Consider the following 21,647-nt stretch of genomic DNA (forward strand, 5'->3'; position numbering starts at 1 on the left):
CCGTACCGGACCCCGACCGAAGTCAGGCGGCCGGTACGGCGTCCAGCAGCGCGGCGATCTCCTCGGTCTCGGGCAGCCCCAGGCGCAGGCTGCTCTCCCTGGCCCGCTCCAGGCAGCCGCGAGCCGCGGTGAAGTCGCCGAGGTCCGTCCAGATCCTGCCCAGAACCACGAGGCACTGGGCGGTGTCCCGGGCGGCCCCCGCTTCCTCCAGCGCCGCCAGCGACTCCCGCGCATGCTCCAGCGCCGGCCGCTGTCTCCCCAGGGCCCGCAGGCTGTCGGCCATCCGGAAGCGTGCCTGGGCCCCGTGGCTGCGCAGGCCCGCGTCCCGGGAGACGGTGAGGCAGTCGGTGAAGGCGGTGACGGCCTCCTCGTAGCGGCGCAGCGCGTGCAGGGCCAGACCCAAGACGTAGTGGGTGAAGGCTCGTACGACGTCGTCGGGGCGCGACCGAAGCCCGCGCAGGACCGATTCGCAGGCGGTGACCGCCTCGGCGGCCTGCCCGCTGCGCGCCCGCGCGAGTGCCGCGTTGACGGTCGTCACCAGTTCGCCCGAGCGGTGTCCCAGAGCGCGGGCGAGCGCGATCGCCTCGTCGTAGTGGCCGACGGCTTCGCCGGGGCGGCCCAGGTAGGAGGTGATCAGCCCGAGGTCGTTGGACGCCTGGCGCAGGACGACCAGGTCCTCGCTCTCCCGGCACGCCTCGGCCGCGGCACGTGCCTGCGCCTCGGCCCGTACCGGCTCCCCCGCCGCCAGGTGGTAGGTGCCGAGCAGGAACCGTGCCCGGCCCTCGGTGCGGCGGTCCTGGAGACGGACGGCCGCCTCCGCCAGCCGCCGCACGGTCGGCAGCCCCTCCCCCAGCCGCGGATCCGGGCCGAACGGCGACAGCGCGATCAGCAGGTCCACGGCCCGCCCGAGAGCCGGTCCGCCGTCCGCGCCGGGCGGGGCCGCAGGGTCGACGGCACCGTCGGTCCGGTCGACCGGACGGCCGGGGCCGAGGATGCCGTCGGCGATCCGGCCGGCGAGGGTGAGCGCGGCCTCGCTCTCGTCCACCGCCCACCGCTGGGCGGACTTGAAGTCGGCGAAGGCCAGCCCCGTGCTGCCCGTCTCCGCGAGGACCCCGCCGACGGGGTCGTCGGGGACCGCCCAGCGGAACGCCTCGCGAGCCGTGGCCAGGAGGAAGTCGAGCTGTCGACGTGGCACGGACACCGTCTCGCCCGGGTGCTCCGTCCGGGACTTCTGCCGGGCGAACAGCCGCAGCAGGTCGTGGAAGCGGTAGCGATCGGGATGCGGTGACTGGAGGACGGCCAGATCGACGAGGGACTCCAGCAGGCCCTCCGCGTCGGGCTCCGGCACCCCGAGGACCGCGGCCGCCGTGGACACCGCGACGAGGGGGCCCTCCAGGAGCGCCGCCTGCCGGAAGGCCCTCGCCTGGTCGGGCGTCAGTTGCCGGTAGCCCAGCTCGAACGTGGCCCGTACCGCGAGGTCGCCGGTGCGCAACTCGTCGATACGCCGGTGCTCGGCCCGGAGCCGCTCCCCGAGCGTGCCGATGCTCCAGCCGGGACGCGCCGACAGCCGGGCGGCCACGACGCGTACGGCCAACGGGAGGTGCCCGCAGGCGTCGAGGACCTCCCGGGCGGCGACAGGCTCGGCGTCGACGCGCCGCCGATCCGTGGTGCGCGCCAGCATCCGCAGCGCCTCGACCGGGGTCAGTACGTCGAGATCCTTCTGGAAGCAGGCCGGCAGGGAGCTCAGCCGGGTCCTGCTGGTGATCACCACGGCACAGCCCGGCGTGCCCGGCAGCAGCGGCCGTACCTGGGCGGCGTCGTGCGCGTCGTCCAGGACGAGGAGCAGGCGTCTGCCGTCGACGGCGGAGCGGAACAGGGCGGACCGGGCCGCGAGTGCCTCGGGCAGGGAGGCCGGGTCGGTGCCCAGCGCCATGAGGAAGTCGGCGAGGACCGTCTCGGCGGGCACCGGACGGCCGGCGTTGCCCCGCAGATCGGCGTAGAGCTGGCCGTCGGGGAAGGAGTGGCGTACCCGGTGGGCCGTCTGCACGGCGAGGGAGGTCTTGCCCACGCCGCCCATGCCCGACACGGCGACGATCGCCGGCGCGGACCGGTCCTGCTCGGTGAGCGCCCCGGCGAGCCCGGCGAGGAGTTCCTCACGGCCCGTGAAGTCCGGCAGGGCGGGCGGGAGTTGGGCGGGCGGGGGCGGCATCGGCCGGGGGCCGGGCGAGGCTCCGTCGTGGTCGTCGTCGGACTGGCTCTGCTCCCGTACGGCGGGCTCCGCCGGGGCACCGGTCAGGATGCTCTGGTGCAGTGCGGCCAGTTCCGGGCCCGGTTCGACGCCCAGTTCGTCGACGAGGAGCTTGCGGGCGTGCCGGAACGCGGCGAGGGCGTCGGCACGCTTGCCCTCCCGGTGGAGCGCCTCCATGAGCAGGGCGTGCGAGCGTTCACGCAGCGGATCGGCGGCCACCAGTTCGGTCAGGTCCCGGACACACTGTTCGGTGCGGCCACCGCGCAGGTCCAGGGTGATCCGCTGTTCCAGCAGGTCCAGCCGCAGCCCCCGCAGGCGCTGACGCTGGCGCTCGGCGAACGGGCCGGGCACGCCGAGAAGGGGTTCGCCGCGCCACAGGTCCTGCGCCTGTCGCAGCAGGGTGCGGGCCGTGTCCGGCTCACCGCGTCGCAGTGCCCGCTCGGCGTCGGCCATCAGGCGCTCCGCCACCAGCGCGTCCACGCAGTCGTCGGGGACGGCCAGTTCGTAGCCGTCCCCGCGCGCGACGAGCAGGCAGGGGGTGGCGGGATCCGCCTCCAGCAGTTTGCGCCAGCGCCACGCGTAGGTGCGGATGGTGCTCATGGGGCGACCGGGCGGACGGTCGCCCCACAGCGCGTCCAGCAGATCGCAGGCGGTCGCGGTCTTGTTCCGGCTGAGCAGGAGCACCGCGAGCATCGCCTGCTGCTGGGGAGGCCCGGCGGCGAGGACGTCCGCTCCGCGATGCACGCCCAGAGGTCCGAGCACCGAGAACCGATGTATCGCCACGTACGCCTCCCGAAGGCCCTACCGGGCCTGCCTCCGGCCCCGAGGCGCAGAGCCTACCGACGCGCGCGACCGACTCCAACGCGCTACGAGCACGGGCGGGTCGGTTACGGAGAGTTCCGGGGCGCGGGGGGGGGCGGGGAGGGTGGCCGTGGGGTACGCCCGTGGGGGGTGTGCGGTGGGGTGGGGGCGCCGTGGGGTGCGCCGTAGAGCCGTAGAGACGCCGTGGTGTCGTAGAGCCGTGGAGTCGCCGTGGAGTCGTGGAGTCATAGAGACGCCGTGGGGCCGGGGTCGGCCGGGGTTCTGTCGGCGCGGCCCGTCTCAGGCACCGGTCGGACCGTGCCGGGAGCGGCGTTCGCGGAGTGCGGCCAGGGTGAGGGCGACGGCCACCGCGAGTGCCGCCGCGCCCGATCTCATCGCGAGGGCGATGCCCGAGGCGGTGTCCCCCGGGTGGCGTTCGGCGAGCGAGACCAGGAAGGCGATGCCGAGCGCGGTGCCGATCTGGGTGGACATGCTGATCAGGGCACCCGCGAGACCCTGGTCGGCGGCGGGCAGGTCCTGGGTCGCGGTCACCGTCGCCGTGGTGAAGAACGGACCGAAGCCCGCTCCGCAGACGGCCATGCCGATCCACAGCAGACCGTCGTACCCGGACTCCACCGCGGCCCCCAGGACCAGCAGCCCCACCGCGAACACCGCGACTCCGCCCGCGAGCGCCCGCCGGGGCGCGAAGACGGCCATCAGCCGAGGGCTCACATGGGAGACGGCCGCGGTGACCAGGCCCAGCGGGAGCAGGGCCGCGCCGGTCGCCAGCGGGCTCAGCTCCCGTACGTCCTGGAGGAACACGGACAGCAGGAGCGTGAGCGCGCCCATCACCCCCGTCACGAGGAGCGTGACGGTGTTGACCACCGCGACCGACCGCGACCGGAAGACGCCCGGCGGCACCAGCGGCGCGGCGGCCCGGCGTTCCACCAGGACGAACAGGCCGAGCAGACCGAGTCCCAGACACAGCGGCAGCCCGGTGCGCGACGGGTCCCATCCCCGGGACCCGGCCTCGCTGATGCCGAGCAGGAGCGCGACACAGCCGGTCGTGCCGGTCACCGCCCCCGGCAGATCACGAGGCCGCCGCCGAGCGGGCGGCCCGCCGCTCGGCAGCAGACGGCCCGCGAGCGGTACGGCCACGGCGACCAGGGGGACGTTGATGAGCAGGACCGCGCGCCAGGACGCGAACTCGGTGAGCAGTCCGCCCACGACCACTCCCAGGGAGAAGCCGCTTGAGGTCGCCGCGCCGAACCAGGCCAGGGCCCGGTGGGTGGCGGGACCGGCCGGGAAGACCGTGGTGAGCAGCGACAGCAGCGCGGGCGCGATGAGCGCGGCGGCGCCGCCCTGGAGGGCCCGCATGGCCAGCAGCAGTGCCGGCCAGGGCGAGAGGCCGCCGATGAGCGAAGCGGCACCGAAGACACCGAGCCCCGTGACGAACATCCGGCGCCTGCCGAGGGTGTCGGCCAGCCGACCGCCCAGCGGCAGGAGCGCCCCGAAGGCGACGGCGTACCCGGTCACCGTCCACAGGGCGGTGCCCGGGTCGGCCGCGAACGCGGAAGTGATCCCGGGGAGGGCGAGGTTGACGACCGAGAAGTCGACCATGAGCACGAGTTGGGCGGCGCAGAGCAGGGCGAGTACGCCCCGGTGAGCGGTGGTGCGGCGGGTCTTCGTCATCGGGCCGCCACCCCCGGAAGACTCCCGACGAAACGGGTGAGCCGCGACAGCGCCTCGGCCAACAGCCGTGGATCCGTGGCGCAGTTGAGCCGCAGCATGCCCGGTTCACCGCCGAACCGGGTGCCGTCCAGCATGCGTACGCCGGTCCGCCGGTGGATCCAGGCCGCCAGATCCGGCTCCGTGGGCGGGGTGGGGAGCGCGCGGGCGTCGACCCACAGGAGGAAGCCGGCCTCCGGCGGGCTGCTGCGGAGGGGTACGGGGAGTTCGGCCAGCGCGTCCCGGACCGCGGCGGTCACCCCGGCGACGCGGGCCACGCGCGCGTCCAGCCAGGCGTGGGTGGCCGGGGACAGCAGCGACTCGGCGACGGCGTCACCGAAGTAGCTGCCCTCGTAGTAGCCCCAGGAGCCGAGCGCCCTGAGCAGCGCGGCGCGGTGCCGCGCGGTCCCGGTCACCGCGAAACAGGTCTGTAGTCCTGAGGTGTTGAAGGTCTTGCCCACACTGTGCAGGACGATCCAGTCGGGGTCGGCGGCGACCGCGCCCCAGGGGATGTGGCGGCTGCCCGGATGGACCAGGTCGCTGTGCACCTCGTCGCTCAGGACCAGGGCCCCCGCCCGGTGTGCCGCCCGCGCGGCCCCGGTCAGTTCGTCGGCGTGCCACACCCGCCCGACCGGATTGTGCGGGCTGCACAGCACGAGGGTGCGGGCACCCGTCTCCCGGAAGGCACGGTCCAGCGCCTCCGGATCCAGCACATGACGCAGCCCGGCGCCGGTGGTGAGCGCGACCGGCCGCAGTACGGCCCCCGCCGCGCGGACGACCTTGAGGATGCCGCTGTAGACGGGCGTGCACACGAGGACGGGGCGGGTCAGGTCCGCGCAGGTCTCCAGGGCCAGCCGCAGCGCGGTCTTGACCCCGAAGGGCAGCAGCAGGACGGCGTCCCGCCGCACCTGCCAGGCATGCCGGTCGGCGTACCAGCCGGCGATCCGGTCGCGCAGTGTCTCGGAGGCCAGGGTGTAGCGCATGGTCTCGGTGCGGGCGCGGAGGTGTGCCGCGGCGGAGGCGAGCGGGTGGGCGGCGAAGTCCATGTCCGCGATGTCCAGCCCGATCAGGCCGCCGCTCCGGTGCGGTCGCGCCCCCGCGGGCAGGTGGGACGGGGGCGGGAACTCGTGATGGCGGACCGTGCAGGGGGCCGTGGCGGGTACGGCTCCCCGGCCGCCCGCCCCTCCGAGGTCACGGCCGCCCGCCCGTCCGAGGTCAGGGCCGTCCGCCGGTCCGAGGTCAGGGCCGTCCGCCGGTCCGAGGTCACGGCCGCCCGCCCTTCCGAGATCGCGGGCCGCCGCACGCGCACGGGGACGGACGGTGACGCGCGCGGCGGTGCGGCCCGGGGCGTCGGCGCGTTCGTGATCGTCAGACACGGGTGAGCCCCAGTCCCCGGCGCAGCCGGCGCAGGGTGGCGTCGGCCGAGTCGCGCACCCGCTCGGTGCCGGTGGCCAGCAGGCCGTCGAGCAGGCTCCGGTCGTCCGCCAGTTCCCCGACGCGGCGGCCGATCGGGGCGATGTGGGTGAGTACGGCGGCCAGGACCAGCTCGCGGGCCTCGTCGGGGCTCGTCGTGCCGTCGGTCAGGCCACGGGTGACCCGGTCGGCCTCGGCGGTCCGCCCGAGGGCCGCGAGGTAGGCCGCGGGGACGCACGCGCCGTCCTCGGACCGGATCGCCATGGTGTGCACGCGGGCGCGCAACGTGGGCTCGTCGGCGCCGAGCAGCAGGCAGTTGCCCCGGCTGCGGCTCATCTTCCGGGCTCCGTCGAGGCCGGGCAGATCGACGGCGCCCACCGTGGCGGCCGGGACCGGCAGGTCGATGCCCCACTCGTCGCGCAGCCAGGTCAGGAGCCCGTGGCAGATCTCCATGTGCCGGGCGTTGCCGGCGCCGATCGCGACGTGGGTGGCCGAGGTGCCGATGATGTCGGCGGCTTCCAGGACGGGCCAGCCCAGCATGCCCAGCGAGGGCGGGCCGTCGGCTCTCGCGGCACGGCGGGCGTACCCGCGCTGGGGCAGCAGCTCCTCGACGGTGACGAGGTGGTGCAACAGGCCGTTGATGAGGGCGAGTTCGGGGACGTCCGACTGCCGGTAGAAGGCACACCGGTCGGCGTCGACGCCGACGGCCAGGCACTCGGCGACCAGGGTCGCGGCACAGTCGGGCACGGCGGCGGTCACGGGGCGGGACACCCGCGACGCCATCAGGTGCAGATCGGCGACGGCGAGGAAGGCCGTACGGCTGTCCGACTGCAGGGCGACGAACGGGGCCAGGGCGCCGCGGTAGTGGCCCAGGTGCAGGGGGCCGCTGGGCGGGATGCTGGTGATCGGACGGGACATGGGGCCTCCTCGGGGAGGGCTGGACAGGGGTGTCCCCGCGGACGTGGGGGTCGGCCGCGGGGACGCGTTCGGGGTGTGCGGGGGTCGTGCGAGGTGCCTGGGGGTCAGGCGGGACGTGCGGGGATCAGGCGGGACGTGCGGGGGTCAGGCGGGACGTACGGGGGTCAGGCGCGCTTGACCGAGATCTGCGCGCCGGCGCCGATGCCGTACGGCAGCAGGCCCTTGCCGCGGACCTCACCGAACTCGTGGAGATCGAACGAGCTGCCCGGGTACACCACCCAGGTGCCGTCCTCCAGTTCCATCATCCGCTTCCAGTAGACGGCCTCGAAGACCTCGCCGCCCACCTCGACGACCAGCTCGTCGCCGTACTCGAAACTCTGGTTCCCGAGGGGGAACTTGGCGTTCCCGAAGTTGTCGACGTGCACGATCGTGCCCTCGTCGGGGAGGGTGCGGCGGATCTTCTCCACGGGGAACGGGGTGCCGATCTCGGCCATGGGGCGTCCGGCCGCGAACTGGCCCACGGCGGGGCCGTGCACGAACTTGCCGCCGAACGGGACGAATCCGGGGTCGTGGACCTCGTAGCACTCGGCGACACCGAATTCCTCGATCAGCCAGCCGACGGCACCGGTGTTCGTCCCCTCGAAGACGAATCCGTGCTTCTCGGTGCGGCCGATGATGCGTTCGGTGCGCTCCCGGATGCTGTTCATGATGAACATGATCATGGTGTCCGGGGTGGATATCTCGGCCACCAGCCGCACCATGAAACCGGCGTTCAGCACGGAAAACGGCTGGACGGGAACCAGCGGTTCGATCTGGACGCGGGCGTCGGGCGCGTACGCCTCGGCGGCTCGGAAGATGGAGGAACGCATTTCCACGAACGCGACGTCCGTGCAGTCGGAGACGACGACGATGCGCTTGACGGACATGGGAAACCCTTTCGACGGTTTCTGGTGACGGAGAGGTGGTGCGGAAAACGGGAACGGCGGGGCCGGCCGGAACGCGGCGGCTTCCTAGGCGCGGGCGCCGAAGCGCAGGTCTTCGAGCCCGATGCCGAGCATGTCGAAGAGGTCCTTGCCGTCCAGCGGCTCGCATTCGGCGAGCGGGACGTCGCACGCGCGCAGGAACTCCTCGATGGTGCCCGGGAGTTCGCTCTCCAGGCCGAGGTAGGCGTGCCGCGCGCCGGGCCACAGGTTGAACTGCAGTCGCACGCCGTCGACTTCGGCACGGCTGATACGGCGCTCCTGGGCCGGACGCGCCACGTAGAGCAGTCCGCGCAACAGGTCCGCGCCCGCCTCCGGGGTGTCCACCCGGACGTGCACCTCCTCGTCGAACCGGTAGGGCCGGTCCGGCAGCAGGTTGGCCCGCTTGAACTGCACGCGGCAGGCGTCGGCGGTGACTTGGATACGGGCGCTGATGCCGCAGTAGGTCCGGGCGGGATCGTCGTAGGGCAGGATCCTCTGCACGCACTCGGTCGTGCCGGTCCCCCGGCGGCGCAGCTGTGCGAGCACCCGGTTCTGGGCGACCGGGTCGAACAGCACGGTCTCGTAGCGGCCCTGGTAGTGGTGGCCGGGCAACCCGCGCAGCCCGGCCTGGCGCATCGCGGCGAACACCGCCTTCTTCCGTTCCACCGGCGGCAGTTCGACCAGGCGGGTCACCTGTCCGCGTACGGCGTCCACGAGGACCGGAGCGGCTTCCCCTCCCCCGGGACCCGAACCGTCCGGCGCGAACCGGTCCGTCGGCAGTCCGTGCGGGTCGGTGAGGAGGATCGCCGGCAACCCCAACTCGCGGGTGAGGGCGGCCGAGTGCGACAGGGCGTTGCCCTCGCGCAGGACGAGTGCCGAGGCGTCCTTGAGGAGATCGAGCCGGCTCGCCGTGGGCATGTGGTCGAGGACGGCGACCGAGCCCAGGGGCGCAGGCCGGCCGTCGGCCACCGTGACGGGCACGCCGATGCCGTAGCCGGGAGAGAGGACGAGATCGGCCGCCGGTGCGGCGGAGGGCGCGGGCCGCGTCGCGCGCAGCGGTGCCGGAACCGGCGGGACGACGATGTCCCGGGACTGGAAGACGAACAGCCGGCCATCGGCCAGTCCCCATTCGACGTCCTGCGGGCAGCCGAACTCGGCCTCCAGGGCGAGCCCCAGCTCCTGGAGCGTCCGGGGCAGGTCCTCCTCGCCCACGGTCCGGTCCGCACGGTCCCGGTCCCGTGGCTCGGGCGCCGAACGGGAGAGGGTGAAGCGCTGGTCGGCGCCCAGTCCGGCGACCACGCGGGTGCCGAGCCCCCGGCTGGTCTCCACGAGCATCGTGGCGTCCTCGGCGACCGGATTGCGGGTGTAGAGCACGCCGGAGATCCGGCAGTCCGCCATGCGCTGGACGATGACATGCATCGGGGCGCACTCGACGCGTCCGTGCAGGACGCGGTAGGCATCGGCGTCGGCGGACACCGCGCTGGCACGGCAGGCCGCGATCGCGTCGAGCACCTCGTCGGCCGTACGGCGGTCGAGATAGGACTCGTAGACACCGGCCGCGCTGGCCAGCGGGGTGTCCTCGTCCGCGGCGGAACTGCGCACGACGACGGCGGCACCGCGAAACACCGTGTCCATCAACTCACGTACGTCCGCCGCCAGTTCCTGGGACTTCTCCGCCGCGAGGTCATCGGCGGAGATCACGTACGCCTCCGGAACCGGCAGGCCCGCCGCGAGCAGGGCGCGCAGGCGGTTGGCCTTGGACCCGACGTCGAGAGGACATCGCTCCAGGGGCAGGATCAGCTTCACGAATGGATTCCTCTTCAGGTTCTCGGTGACTGCTCGTCCCCGGACACGGCAGAGCACGTCCGCGTTCCGGGCCGGCCAGATCGAACCTAGGCAGCGGCGCTCTACGTGCGTTCGACAGCGGCCGTTCGAGGGGCGGCTGCCGTCGATCGGCCGTCGATCCGAACACCGGCCGCCATCGGTCCACCGGCGTCGACCACGGCGGTATCCATGGCGTGGCCGCGACCATTGCGCCCTGGCCCGGTCCCAGGGGTGAAAACCGCGCTGGCCGCCCACGCGGAGCGGCAACGGGCCGGCCCAGGACACCGGCCGCGCCGTCGGACAGGCGCGATCTCCGTCTGGGGTCCAGCCGGCCGCCCTTGACTCGACCGCAGGACTCGGTCAGCCCGTTCCGCCACCGACGCGTCATGGGTCACGGCCAGCAGGCCACAGCCAGGTCGCCGGGGAGCGTCGAGCAGCACGTCGGCGACCTGGTCGCGGGCCTGCTCGTCCAGCGCCCCCGTCGGCTCGTCCGCCAGCAGCAGGGACGTCTCGGACATCAAGGCGCTTGTCACGGCGGTGTGTTGAGGCTCGCCACCGGACAGATCAGCGGTGAGCGCACCGTCGACCGGCACACCGAGCCCGGCCGGCAGTCGTCCGTCGATCTCGTCGCCAAGCCCCACAGATGCACCACGGGACTTCAGCCGACACCGCTCCCACCCCACACGTCAGCCCCGCTCCGCGCCCGCACCGGCGGGGGCCCGCAACACTCTCGTCACCGCGCCCCAGGGCGGCTCCGCGCACCAGCACGCGACACCGACCCGCCCTCGGCATGCCTGTGGGGCCCGGCCGAGCGTTCGGCCGGGCCCCACAGGGCGGGTGTGCGTGGGTCAGGTCACCATCGGTACCAGCGGCCGCGGCCGCCGCCGGCGTTCGTGGAGCGCACGAGGAATCCGAGCAGCCACACCACGAGGACGACCAGAGCCACCCACCAGAGAATCTGGACGGCGAACCCGGCACCGAAAAGGATGAGCGCGAGAAGCAGTACGAGCAAAAGGGGAACCATGGTTATCAACCTCCTGACCCGCCGTATGCCCTCCATTGCTGGTGACAACCTCGCCTGCGCCTTTGTTTATGAGGGGTGCGCCGGGGCACCAGCCGGTCACGGAACAGTGAACGAACACTTCGAGGAGGCTGTCTTTCATGAGCGCCGGTGAGAAGGCCAAGGCCAAGGGCGAGCAGGCCAAGGGCAAGGCCAAGGAAGCCGTGGGCAGCGCCCTCGGCAACGACCGGATGGCCGCCGAGGGACAGGCGGAGAAGAGCACGGGCGACGCCCGCGCGGCCAAGGAGAAGACGAAGGACGCCTTCAAGCACTGACGTCACCCCCGCTCTCCGGGACACAGGGGCCCTCCTGCCGACGGCGGAGGGCCCCTGTCTCATGCGGTCGGTCAGCACCGGATTCGACGGGCGTCACGACCGGTCGGCGCCGCGCCCCTGGTCGCTCCGTACCGCCGGATCGGAGTGCCGGGCCGCCTGCCAGGCATGCCACAGGGAGGCGTAGGCGCCGTCCGCCGCGAGCAGTTCCTCGTGGCTGCCGAGTTCGACGATCCGGCCGCGTTCCATCACCGCGACGCGGTCGGCGTCCCGCACCGAGTCCAGGCGGTGCACGATGGAGATCACGGTACGGCCCTCGATCAGCGCCGCGAGCGAACGCTCGACCCGGCGCGACGCGGAGGAGTCCAGCAGCGCCGTGGCCTCGTCCAGGACCAGCGCGTGCGGGTCCGACAGCAGCAGCCGGGCCAGCGCCAGTTGCTGGGCCGCCGACGGCGACACCGGCGCGGCGCCCGGGCCGATCTCGCTGTCGAGGCCGTCGGGGAGCGCGCGCGCCCAGTCCGTCAGCAGGACGGTCTCCAGCACCGCCCACAGCCGCTCGTCCGGCAGCGCGTCCTCGCGGGCCAGTGTGAGGTTGTCCCGTACGGTGCCGGTGAACACGTGCTGCTCCTGGGTGACGAGCGCGATCTCGCGTCGCAGCTGGTCCACCGGCAGGGTGCCGATCTCGGCGCCGCCGATGCGCACGGCCCCCCGGGTCGCGTGGTGCACCCCGGCCAGCAGTTTGCCGAGGGTGGACTTGCCCGCGCCGGAGGCTCCGACCACCATCAGGCGTTCGCCGGGGGCGATGTCGAGGTCGATGCCGGACAGGACCTCCCGGCCGGGGCCGTAGCCGAAGCCGACGCCTTCCAGCCGGATGGCCTGGCCCTCGGTGGCCACCGGCGGCCGGCGCTGCTCGCAGGGCAGCCGGTCCACGCCCAGGATCCGGCGCAGCGCGGCGTTGCCGATCTGGAGTTCATCGGTCCAGGTGAGCAGGTCGTTGAGGGGCTCGCCGAGCGCCTGCACGTACAGCACCACGGCGGTCAGCTCGCCCAGTCCCACGGCACCGCGCTGGTAGGCGAGGCCACCGATGAGCAGGGTCAGCGCCATCGGCACCATGGTGGCGAGGTCCAGGCTGGGGAACCAGATGGTCTGGAGCCAGGTGGTGCGCTGCCGGGTCCGTACGACCTGGTCGACGGCCCGGCCGTGACGCCGTGTCTGACGCGGCCCGAGCCCGAGCGCCTCGACGGTCCCGGCGCCGCGGGCGGTCTCGTGCGTGACGGCCAGGATGTCGGCCTCCTGGGCGAGCAGGCGCTCGTAGGCGCGGGTCGCGCGCGGCCGGTACCACCAGGTCGACAGGGCGGCGAAGGGCACCCCGGCCAGCAGCCCGAGGGCGAGCAGGGGCGAGGTCAGCACGATCGCCGCCAGGGTGAACACCAGGGTGACGGCGGCCAGGGCGATACGGGGGACGGCCTGCCGGATGCTCTCGTTCAGCCGGTCGGCGTCGTTGGTGGCCCGGCTGAGGAGGTCGCCTGTCGCGACGCTCTCCACCTCCGACAGCGGCAGCCCCAGGACCCTGCGGACGAAGTCCTCGCGGGTACGCGCCAGGACCCGCTCGCCGAGCAGGGTGGCCTGGGTGCGGGCGGCGCGGGTGAGCAGGGCGTGGGTGGCGAGGATGGCGACGAAGGCCAGGGCGAGCAGGTCGACCCGGCCCGCAGTGGTCCCGGCCTTGACGGACTCGACCAGATGCCCCAGGAGCCGGGGCCCGGTGAGGCCCGCCACCAGGGCGGCGGCGAACAGTGCGAAGGTGCCGAGCAGCCGGGCCGCCTCGGCGCGCAGGAAGGCGCCGGCCCATGCCCGGACGTCGGCCCGGTCGGCGAGGGGCAGCCGCCCCGGGAGGCCGGGCACGCCGTCGGGCTCGGCGGCGGACGGCGGGGCGGGGGCGGCTTCCGCTAGGGCGGGGGTCTGGGGTCGGGTCGTCGTCACGAGGGCACTCCTGCGGAGCGGTCGGGGCTGCCGGAACCGGCGTCAGCGGAGCGGTCGGGGCTGCCGGGACCGGCGTCCGGAAGGCGGCGGATCTCGCGGTCGGCGACCCCGCGCCACAGAGGGCTGTCGCTGAACACGATGGTGGTGCGCCCCGCGCGCGCGGCGGCCACCCTGTGGACGACACGGGCCTCGGTGTGGGCGTCGATCGAGGAGGTCGGGTCCTCCAGCACCAGGACGTCGGGGGCGGCCAGCAACGCCCGCGCGAGGACGAGGCGCTGGCGCTGCCCCCCGGACAGGGCCCGGCCGCCCTCCTCCAACCGCGTGTCCAGGCCGGCCCGGAGGGCCTCGACCACGTCCGCGGCGTCGGCGGTGAACAACGCGCGCCGCAGCTCCTGCGCGGAGCGGTCGGCCGACGCGGTCAGCTCCTCCCGTACGGTGCCGCTGAACAGGCTGTCGGCGGGGCCGGACCGCAGTACCCGGGAGCGCAGTTCGACGGGGTCCACCCGGTCGAGCGGAACGCCGCCGAGCCGTACGGTCGGCGTGCCGCCGCCGGTGCCGGTGCCGGTGGGGCGGGTGAGCCGGTCGGCGAGGTCCCCGGTGCCGTCGGCGGGGGTCACGACCACGGTGAGCCGTCCGGCCTCGGCGGTGATGCCGGTGTGGGCGTCCACGAGGGAGAGCGGTCCCGGTGGCAGCGGCTCGGGGTGTCCGGGATCGGCGGTGCCGGGGTCCAGGCGCAGCAGGCCGCAGAGCCGGCCGGCAGCGACCTTGGCCAGGCTGAGCGTCTCGGCGGCCTCGGTCGCGGTGCTCACCGGGAGGGTGAGGAACGCCGAAGCGCCGTAGAAGGCGACCAGTTCGCCCACGGTGATGGTCCCCCGCAGGGCGAGGCGGGCGCCGAGCCAGACGATGCCCACGGTGACGAGTCCGGGCAGGAAGACTCCCGCCGCCTGGAGCCATGCCTCCATCCGGCCGGCCGACTCGCCGGCGTGGCGCACCTCTTGGCTGGTGCGGCGGAAGCGCTCGGCGAAAGCGGCCTCGCCGCCGATGCCGCGCAGGACGCGCAGGCCCGCGACGATGTCGCCGGCCTGGGAGGTGGCGATGCCCATCTGTTCGCGCTGTTCCTCGTCGCGCTCCTGGAGCGGCCGCAGCAGCGGTCCGATGGCCAGGACGGCGGCCGGGACGCCGATGAGCACGGCCAGCCCGAGAACGGGCGAGGTCGCGGTGAGGGCCACGGCCACGAGCACGGCGGCGACCACCGCGCCGATGGTACGGCCGACCACCTCGAAGGCGTTGCCGATGCTCTCGACGTCGGCGGCGGCCGACGCGGCCACGTCGCCGGAGCGGGCCTGACCGCGCAGACCGGCGCCCAGCCGGACCACATGCCGCATCAGGACGCGGTGGCTGACCGACAGGGCGTGTGCCTCGGCGCCCACGGCGGCCTGGATCAGGCCGGCGCCGGCGGCGGCCTGGACGATGCCCAGGGCGAGCGCGAGCAGCGACCACAGCCAGATGCCGGCGTCCCCGCCGCCCCGGCCGGCCTGGTCGATGGCCTTCCCGATGACGAGCGGGACCAGCGCCAGGGGGACCATCCAGACGGCGCCGAGCACGGCGCTGAGGACCAGCGGCCAGGGCCGGATACGCATCAGCCACCACAAGTAGGCCCAGGGGCCGCGCGCGTCCGCCTCGGGCAGGGTGGCCGGGGCCACCGAGGCGTCGAAGAGTCGGTTGGTCACAGGTACCGGTCCCGGGTGGCCGCGCGGCCGGTCCTGCCCGTGCGGGTGCGCGCCGGCCCGGGGACCGCGGCGATCCGGTCGGGGAGCAGGTGTGCGGGGAGCGTGGCGGGAGGCTGCGCGCGCGGCACGGCGGGTCGGTCCTCGACGCCGTCGTCGTCGGCGTCGTCCGGGACGACGAGGCCACGGGTCGGCATAGGCGGCGGGATCTCCTCCAGCCCGGTGTCGCCGTCGGTGCGCGTGAAGTCGAGGGGGACGCTGTCGGCGCGCGTGAAGTCGAGGGAGACGCCATCGGGGCCGACCGGTTCGCCGCCGTCCCGGGCCGGGGTGTGGGAGGGCTCCCGATGAGGACGCGGGGCTCGGTCGGCGCCGGGTGGCCGGTCGGTCTCGGCGGTGGCGGCCAACTCCTTGCGGCCGATGGCGCGCGGGGCCGCGCCGGCATGGTCGGCGGCGCCGCCGGGCACCGCCCGGCGGTCGCGGCCCGCCGCGGGTACGCCGGTGAGCGCGGCGATGTCCCGGACACCGTGGCGCGGGATGACGGCCACGGGCGGGTGCGGCCCGGGTGCGCGGGTGGCGACCAGGTCCGCCACCGACCCTGCCCGGTCGGCCGGTCGGCCGTACCCGGCCGTCGTTCCGTGTTCGGCGACCGCCGCCCGGCCGGGGTCGGAGCGGGCGAGGGCGGAAAAGGGGTCGAGCACGCTGGGCAGGGTCATGGGGCAGAGCGCCTTCTCTGGTCCGTCCGTGGGGTGTTCAGCTGATGCGAGTCGGGGCCGCGCCGGGTTCCGCCGCGTCGAGGAGGGCCGTGAGGGCGGCCCGGTGGCGGGCGGCGAGGCCTCGGACGGTCGCCTCGTCGTGCAGAGCGGTGGAGTACCACCACTCGACGCGCAGCACCTCGTCGTCGGTCGTGGCGATCACTTCGACCAGATGAGGCCGTGTCCAGTGCGGGGCCGTGATGTCGCCGACGGGTTCCGGCGCCACGTCGGGCAGCAGGGTGCCCAACGGCAGGGTGTCCGCGTCGTCGCCCTCGAAGTCGAAGGAGACGTCGCTGGGCGGGGCCGCGCGCAGGGCCGCCGAGACACGCGGCCGGCCATGGCGGCTGAGCGCGCCGAAGCCCACGCCCCCGCCGGGCAGGGCCGCGAGATGGCCGAGGGTCCGCGCGAGCCGTTCGGTCGCGGTGCCGGGGGCCAGGTCGAGGCGGACGGGCACGGTGGTGGTGAACCAGCCGGTGGTGCGCGCCAGATGGGTTTCGCCGACGTGCTCCTCGCGGCCGTGCCGCAGGATGTCGACCCGGACCGCGCTCTCGCCCAGCCAGTCGGCCAGCACCTCGCCCAGGGCGTGCAGGACCAGGTCGCCGGGGTGGGCGTGGTGGGCGTGGGCAGCCGCGCGGAGGCGGGCGGTGAGTTCCTGCGGGAACTCCTCGCGATGTGTCGCGGCGGTGCGGGCGGTGTTCGCGTCGCGCGGGTCGGCCACGGCGTGGTCCAGCGGTACGGCCGCGGGGGTGCGGACCACCTCCGTCCACCAGTCGGTCTCCGCCTCGGCGTCGACGGTGCGGGCGTGGGCGGCGAGCGCCTCGGCCCACTGCGGGTAGGGGGTTCCCTCGGCGCACCAGACGTCGTCGTGGCCGGCTTCCAGCGCCGTGTACAACTCCTCCAGGTCTTCAAGGAGGACGGACCACGACACCATGTCGAAGGCGATCTGGTGGACGACGATCAGCAGCCGCCCCGGGCGGGTCGGACCGGCGTCGAACCGGACGAACCGGGCCACCGGTCCGGTCCGCGGGTGCGGTGCCTCTTGTTCGACCGTGCAGCGCAGGGTGACCGCGGACGGCAGGTCGGGGTCGGCGATCTCGGAGATGTCCACCGTGTCCAGCACGGGGCCGAGGGCCGCGCCGGGCGGGCCGTCGAGCGCGATGGCCGTCACCAGCTGCCGGGGGCGCCGGGCCGGGCGATCCTCGACCGTCAGGCGCAGCGAGGCGTGTCCGGCGACCAGACGGCGGACCGCCTCGGCGAACAGCTCGCCGTCCAGGCCCGGCCGGGTGGTGAGGAGAAGCGCCTGGTTCCAGTGGCCCCGGTCGCCGGTCTGCTCCTCCCATGCCTGTTCCTGCGCGGGGGTGAGGACGACCGGCCCGTGCCCGGCGCCGGGCACGGCTGCGGAGGTACGGCGCGGCCCGGCGCGTTCGGCGACCAGCGCGGCCAGCCGGGCCGTGGTCATCTCCGGGACGGCCAGTTCGCGCAGTCGCACACGGACGCCGAAGGCGTCCTCGATGCGGCGGGCGGTACGGATGAGGTCCAGGGAGTCCACCCCGAGGTCGGCGAGCGGCGCGGACAGGTCGGCCTCCGGCGCGAGCACCGCCCCGGCGAGCCAGTCCTCCAGCCTGGCGCGAATCTCCTCGACGGCCGGACCGGGCGGGCCGCCGGGGCCGGCCCGCCCGGTGGTGGCGTCGGGGGCCGCCGGGCCCTTGCGCGCGGAGGCCGCGGGTGCGGCGCCGGTGTCCGCCGAGGCATCGGACCGCACGGGGCCGCCGGTGTGCGGGCGGGCCGCAGCGGTCATGCGCCGGCCTCCCGCGGGGCACCGTCGGGGCGCCGTACCAGGAACGGTCCGAGGGCCAGGGCGTCCATCGGCAGCCGGTGGAAGGTGGCGAGGGCGTCGCCCGGGCTGCACACGACCGGTTCGTCGCGGCCGTTGAAGGAGGTGTTCAGGACGACCGCGGCGCCGGTACGGTCGCCGACCTCGCCGATGAGCCGGTGGTAGAGGGGGTCGACATCGGCGGAGACGGTCTGCGGCCGCGTGGTGCGGTCACTGTGCACCACGGCGGGCATGACGGCGGCGCCGGCCTCGGTGACCGGGGTGGTGACGATCATGTACGGCAGCGGGGTGGTGGTGCCGATCAGGGCTTCGGCCGCCTCCTGGCACATGCTCGGGGCGAACGGCCGCCACGCCTCGCGGTCCTTGATGCGGACGTTCACCCGGTCGCGGGTCTGCTCGGGGTGGGGCACGGCGAGCATGCTGCGGTGGCCGAGGGCGCGGGGGCCGCCCTCGGCCCGGCCCTGGAACCAGCCGGCGACCCCGCCGGCGGCCAGGATGTCCGCGGTCGCGGCGGTGATGTCCGCGGGCTCGGTGTAGGCGGTTCCGGTGGTCTCCAGGACCCGGCGGATCTCCTCGGGGCTCCACTGCGGGCCCCAGGCCACCGAGCCCTTCATGGGCTGGATCCGGTCACCCTCCTGGGCCGCGGCCCAGACCGCCGCGCCGAGCGAGACGCCCTGGTCACCGGCGAGCGGCTGGACGAAGAGGTCTTGGACCTCGGGCATGCGCATGAGTTTGCCGTTGAGGGTGGCGTTGAAGCCGACGCCGCCCGCGATCAGCAGCGTGGTCTCGCCGCTCTCGCGGAGCAGGGTGCGTACGAGGGCCATGACCGCGCGTTCCAGCGCCGCCTGGGCCGTGGCCGCGATGTCCCGGTACTCGAACGGGTCCCGTTCCGTGACCTTGGTGTAGCGGCCCAGCCGGGAGGAGAAGCGGCGGGCGGAGCGGTTGGGCCCGTCGGGCAGCGCCTTCTCCAGGTGCGCCAGCCAGTGCCGTATGGTCGCCGTCTCCTCGTCGGTGTCGCCGGTGGAGCGCAGGTTTGGCGGTACGACGCCGATGGCGAAGCCCTCGTCCGTGAAGTCCAGGGCTCCGCCGAAGGTGAGGTCCTGGGGGGTGCCGTAGGAGGCCAGGCCCATCATCTTGCCGGCCGCGTCGGCGCCGAGGCCGGCGTACTCGCAGACCGCGGCGTAGAAGTAGCCCAGTGACCAGCCTGGCGTATAGGCGCGCAGGGTCTTGATCTCGCCGTCGATGCCGACGGCGAGGGTGGTGCTCACGTCCTCGCCCTGGCCGTCCAGGACCAGGACGGCGCCTCGGTCGCGCCCGGAGAGGTGGTAGGCGCTGGCGGCGTGTGCGATGTGGTGGTTGACAAAGGTCAGCCGCGGGTCGCGGGTGCGCGGGAACAGCGCCTTGGGCAGCAGGTGTTCCAGTGCGTCGGCGTCGGTGTCGAACCAGTCCAGGTCCCGGTCGCGGAAGAGTTTGGGCAGGTCCCATCCGTGGGCGACGATGTCGATGTCGTCCAGGGTCAGGCCGTGCTCCGCGAGGCAGTGTGCGGCGGCGTTGAGGGGCGCCTCTCCGTAGGCGTGCTTGTTCCGGGTGAATCGTTCCTCTTCGGCCAGGGCGACGACTTCGCCGTCCACGACGAGGCAGGCGGCACCATCATGGCTGGCCCCGGGCCAGCCGTTGACTCCGAGCACACGCATGGTCAGTCCCCAAAGGTCGGTCGGGATCGTCCGGTGCGCCCCGTGCCCGAGGGCACGGGGCGCACCGGTCACACCAACCGATCTTGTCGGCCTGCCGAGTTGTACACGACCTTCCGCGTTGTGCGGAGATCCGCGGCGAAGATCGCGGACGCCGCCTTCAGCACCTCGTTCGCGCGCCGCAGTTCCTCGACCTCAAGGCGCAGCCGCAGCAGTTCGGCCTTCTCGTCCCTCGTCAGCCCGTCGTCCGTGCGCACATCGCGCGGGGCGCCGCGCGGGGCCGGAGGGCGGCCGGAGCGGCGGGACTCCCGTCTTGTGTCCGGTCGCTCGGGTACCGGTGCGTCACCGGCTTCCAGTTTGTCGCAGACGTTCTGCCAGCGGCGGGACCACGTCTCCAGGTCGCCACCGCACGCGTCCACGTAGGCGAGGGTCACCTTCAAGGAAGGTTTGTGCAGTCCCCGCGCGGCCTCGGCGAGCGTGGACACGGAATAGTGGGCCCTTTTCGCCATGGTGCGGTACGAGGGGTTCCCCGCCCGCCTCCGCAGGGCCCGCAAGTCGTGTGCGAACGCCTCCAGTGGTCCTGCCGTGGGATCCAATAACCGCTCTGGCCTGGGCACTTTCCCCCCTGATGCTCGGTTGTCTCGTCGTAAGCACAGGTTCCGCGGGGCCGTACAACCGTGGTCAGCGGCGCACAGTCCCGACGGCACGATCAGCCGGAGACGGGCGGATTCCGATGAGAGACCCACCGCACCGGATCTTCGGCAAGTGGTACATGTCAACCATGCGTACTTCAACATCAGTTAATGATTTACGCCACCCTCTGGGCCGGTCAACCGGTACGCGAGGGTGCCCGCTCCCCTCCTCCCGCGCCGGCCCGGCACTTCCGCTTCCCGTCGTGCGATTCCCGGTTGTACAGGGGCACTCGACGACTTCACCCCGTACAACTTCCTGTCGTGTACAACCCCGCACGCTCTGCAAGATCGACGCAAGGCGATTCGGCCGAAACCGAGGGGATGGGGGTGAGGGTTGGTGGACACACCACGCGGCCAGGCCCGGCCGGCGGCGCCGGAGGGCTTCTACGAGTACCGCGGTCGTCCACTCACGGAGCCGGACTGGCGACGCCTGCCCGGCTGGCGTGACGTCACCGCGGACGAGTGGGCCGACCCCCGGTGGCAGCGCGCGAACTGTGTGAAGGACGCGAAGGGCCTGCGCGCGGTCATGGGCGATCTGCTCGCGGAGAGCTTCTACGAGGACTGGGAGCGGGACCGGCTGCACCGCGCCACCATGTCGGTGCTGCTGCCGCCCCAGATGATCAACACCATGGCGACCGCGGCCGTGGGCCGTCCGGGCGAGCTGGACAAGGCGTTCTACGACGACCCGGTGCGCCGTTACATGCTGCCCGTCTTCTCCGACCGGCACCCCGAGTGGCCCTCGCACCCGATGGCCGCCCGGGACTCCCTGCACGAGCAGGACATGTGGGTGGTGGAGGGGCTGACCCACCGTTACCCCACCAAGGTGCTGGCCGAGTTGCTGTCGACGTGCCCCCAGTACTGCGGGCACTGCACCCGGATGGACCTGGTGGGCAACTCCACGCCCCAGGTGGCCAAGAACAGGCTGAGTCTGAAGCCCGCCGAGCGGGCCGACCGCATCCTGGAGCATCTGCGCGCCTCCCCCCGCATCCGGGACGTGGTGGTCTCCGGCGGCGACCTCGCCAACATGCCGTGGCCCCGCCTGGAGCGCTTCATCGACGGCTTGCTGGAGATCGAGTCGGTCCGGGACATCCGGTTGGCCAGCAAGGGGCTGATCGGGCTGCCGCAGCACTGGCGGTCCGGTCCCGTGCTGGCGGGTGTGGCGCGGGTGGCGCGGACGGCCAGGTCCCGCGGGGTGCGCATCGCGCTGCACACCCACGCCAACGCCGCCCAGCAGATCACCCCCGCGGTGGCGGAGGCGGCCTGGGCGCTCCTGGACGCGGGACTGCACGAGGTGCGCAACCAGGGTGTGCTGATGCGCGGGGTCAATGACAGCGCGCACGACCTGCTGGACCTGTGCTTCGCGCTCACCGACCACGCGGGGATCACGCCGTACTACTTCTACATGTGCGACATGATCCCCAACGCCGAGCACTGGCGGGTGCCGCTCCACCGCGCCCAGGTGATCCAGCGTCAGATCATGGGCTACCTGCCCGGCTTCGCCACGCCACGCATCGTGTGCGACGTGCCGATGGCCGGCAAGCGCTGGGTGGACCAGGCCGACTCCTACGACCGCGAACTCGGCATATCCCACTGGAGCAAGAGCTGGCTCACCCCGCTGGAAGTGGCGGACCCGGAGGCCCGCAACGGCTCGTACCACTACTACGACCCCATCGACACGCTTCCGCTGGCCGGACAGCGGTGGTGGCGGGACACCCGGCAGAGCGCCGGCCAGGGGTAGAAGGGAC

Annotated in this window: 15 protein-coding genes; 2 read left to right on the forward strand and 13 right to left on the reverse strand. The window is 73.8% G+C overall.

The genetic code is table 11. The annotated features are described in order from the left end of the window. Positions 1-22: 22 nt before the first annotated feature. The 7 genes from QHG49_RS05425 to QHG49_RS05460 form a co-directional block, all read right to left on the reverse strand. The gene (locus QHG49_RS05425; RefSeq protein WP_301487447.1) at positions 23-3,031 is read right to left on the reverse strand and encodes a BTAD domain-containing putative transcriptional regulator; all 3,009 of its coding nucleotides are present in this window, start codon (positions 3,029-3,031) and stop codon (positions 23-25) included. A 318-nt stretch (positions 3,032-3,349) separates the two neighbouring features. Next, positions 3,350-4,741 (reverse strand): MFS transporter, encoded by a 1,392-nt coding sequence (locus tag QHG49_RS05430; RefSeq protein ID WP_301487450.1) that lies wholly within the window; start codon positions 4,739-4,741, stop codon positions 3,350-3,352. Further along, entirely contained in the window at positions 4,738-6,153 is a 1,416-nt protein-coding gene (locus QHG49_RS05435) for an aminotransferase class I/II-fold pyridoxal phosphate-dependent enzyme (RefSeq protein ID WP_301487452.1), read from the reverse strand. Before QHG49_RS05435 ends, QHG49_RS05430 begins: the two co-directional genes overlap by 4 nt. Further along, on the reverse strand, positions 6,146-7,108 hold the full coding sequence (locus QHG49_RS05440; RefSeq protein ID WP_301487454.1) for a hypothetical protein: 963 nt from the start codon (positions 7,106-7,108) through the stop codon (positions 6,146-6,148). The genes QHG49_RS05435 and QHG49_RS05440 overlap by 8 nt, the downstream gene beginning before the upstream one ends. A gap of 164 nt (positions 7,109-7,272) precedes the next feature. Further along, on the reverse strand, positions 7,273-8,034 hold the full coding sequence (locus QHG49_RS05445; RefSeq protein ID WP_159706666.1) for an SAM-dependent chlorinase/fluorinase: 762 nt from the start codon (positions 8,032-8,034) through the stop codon (positions 7,273-7,275). An 84-nt stretch (positions 8,035-8,118) separates the two neighbouring features. Next, entirely contained in the window at positions 8,119-9,876 is a 1,758-nt protein-coding gene (locus tag QHG49_RS05450; protein ID WP_301487457.1) for a PEP/pyruvate-binding domain-containing protein, read from the reverse strand. Between the two features lie 871 nt (positions 9,877-10,747). Further along, the gene (locus tag QHG49_RS05460) at positions 10,748-10,918 is read right to left on the reverse strand and encodes a hydrophobic protein (RefSeq protein WP_145487627.1); all 171 of its coding nucleotides are present in this window, start codon (positions 10,916-10,918) and stop codon (positions 10,748-10,750) included. A gap of 137 nt (positions 10,919-11,055) precedes the next feature. On the opposite strand from QHG49_RS05460, the gene QHG49_RS05465 reads away from it, so the two are divergent. Further along, entirely contained in the window at positions 11,056-11,229 is a 174-nt protein-coding gene (locus QHG49_RS05465; protein ID WP_159706662.1) for a CsbD family protein, read from the forward strand. A 93-nt stretch (positions 11,230-11,322) separates the two neighbouring features. On the opposite strand, the gene QHG49_RS05470 is transcribed toward QHG49_RS05465, so the two are convergent. The 6 genes from QHG49_RS05470 to QHG49_RS34040 all read right to left on the reverse strand — a co-directional run bounded on the left by QHG49_RS05470 (position 11,323) and on the right by QHG49_RS34040 (position 19,719). After that, complete coding sequence (locus QHG49_RS05470; RefSeq protein WP_301487462.1) at positions 11,323-13,206, reverse strand: ABC transporter ATP-binding protein; 1,884 nt, start codon at positions 13,204-13,206, stop codon at positions 11,323-11,325. Then, positions 13,203-14,936, reverse strand: coding sequence for an ABC transporter ATP-binding protein (locus QHG49_RS05475; protein WP_301487464.1), 1,734 nt, complete (start codon positions 14,934-14,936; stop codon positions 13,203-13,205). Before QHG49_RS05475 ends, QHG49_RS05470 begins: the two co-directional genes overlap by 4 nt. Continuing rightward, positions 14,933-15,646: a hypothetical protein gene (locus tag QHG49_RS05480; RefSeq protein ID WP_301487465.1), complete on the reverse strand. Its 714-nt coding sequence runs from the start codon at positions 15,644-15,646 to the stop codon at positions 14,933-14,935. Before QHG49_RS05480 ends, QHG49_RS05475 begins: the two co-directional genes overlap by 4 nt. Positions 15,647-15,683: 37 nt before the next feature. Next, entirely contained in the window at positions 15,684-17,483 is a 1,800-nt protein-coding gene (locus QHG49_RS05485; RefSeq protein WP_301487467.1) for a condensation domain-containing protein, read from the reverse strand. Next, on the reverse strand, positions 17,480-19,213 hold the full coding sequence (locus QHG49_RS05490; RefSeq protein WP_301487469.1) for a carbamoyltransferase C-terminal domain-containing protein: 1,734 nt from the start codon (positions 19,211-19,213) through the stop codon (positions 17,480-17,482). The genes QHG49_RS05485 and QHG49_RS05490 overlap by 4 nt, the downstream gene beginning before the upstream one ends. Positions 19,214-19,281: 68 nt before the next feature. After that, a complete protein-coding gene (locus tag QHG49_RS34040; RefSeq protein ID WP_370530428.1) occupies positions 19,282-19,719 on the reverse strand; it encodes an XRE family transcriptional regulator in 438 nt (145 codons plus the stop codon). A 520-nt stretch (positions 19,720-20,239) separates the two neighbouring features. Here QHG49_RS34040 and QHG49_RS05505 point away from each other — a divergent pair. Next, entirely contained in the window at positions 20,240-21,640 is a 1,401-nt protein-coding gene (locus tag QHG49_RS05505; RefSeq protein ID WP_301487471.1) for a KamA family radical SAM protein, read from the forward strand. Positions 21,641-21,647: the final 7 nt, after the last annotated feature.

This window comes from Streptomyces sp. WP-1 (assembly GCF_030450125.1).
Lineage (GTDB): Bacteria > Actinomycetota > Actinomycetes > Streptomycetales > Streptomycetaceae > Streptomyces > Streptomyces incarnatus.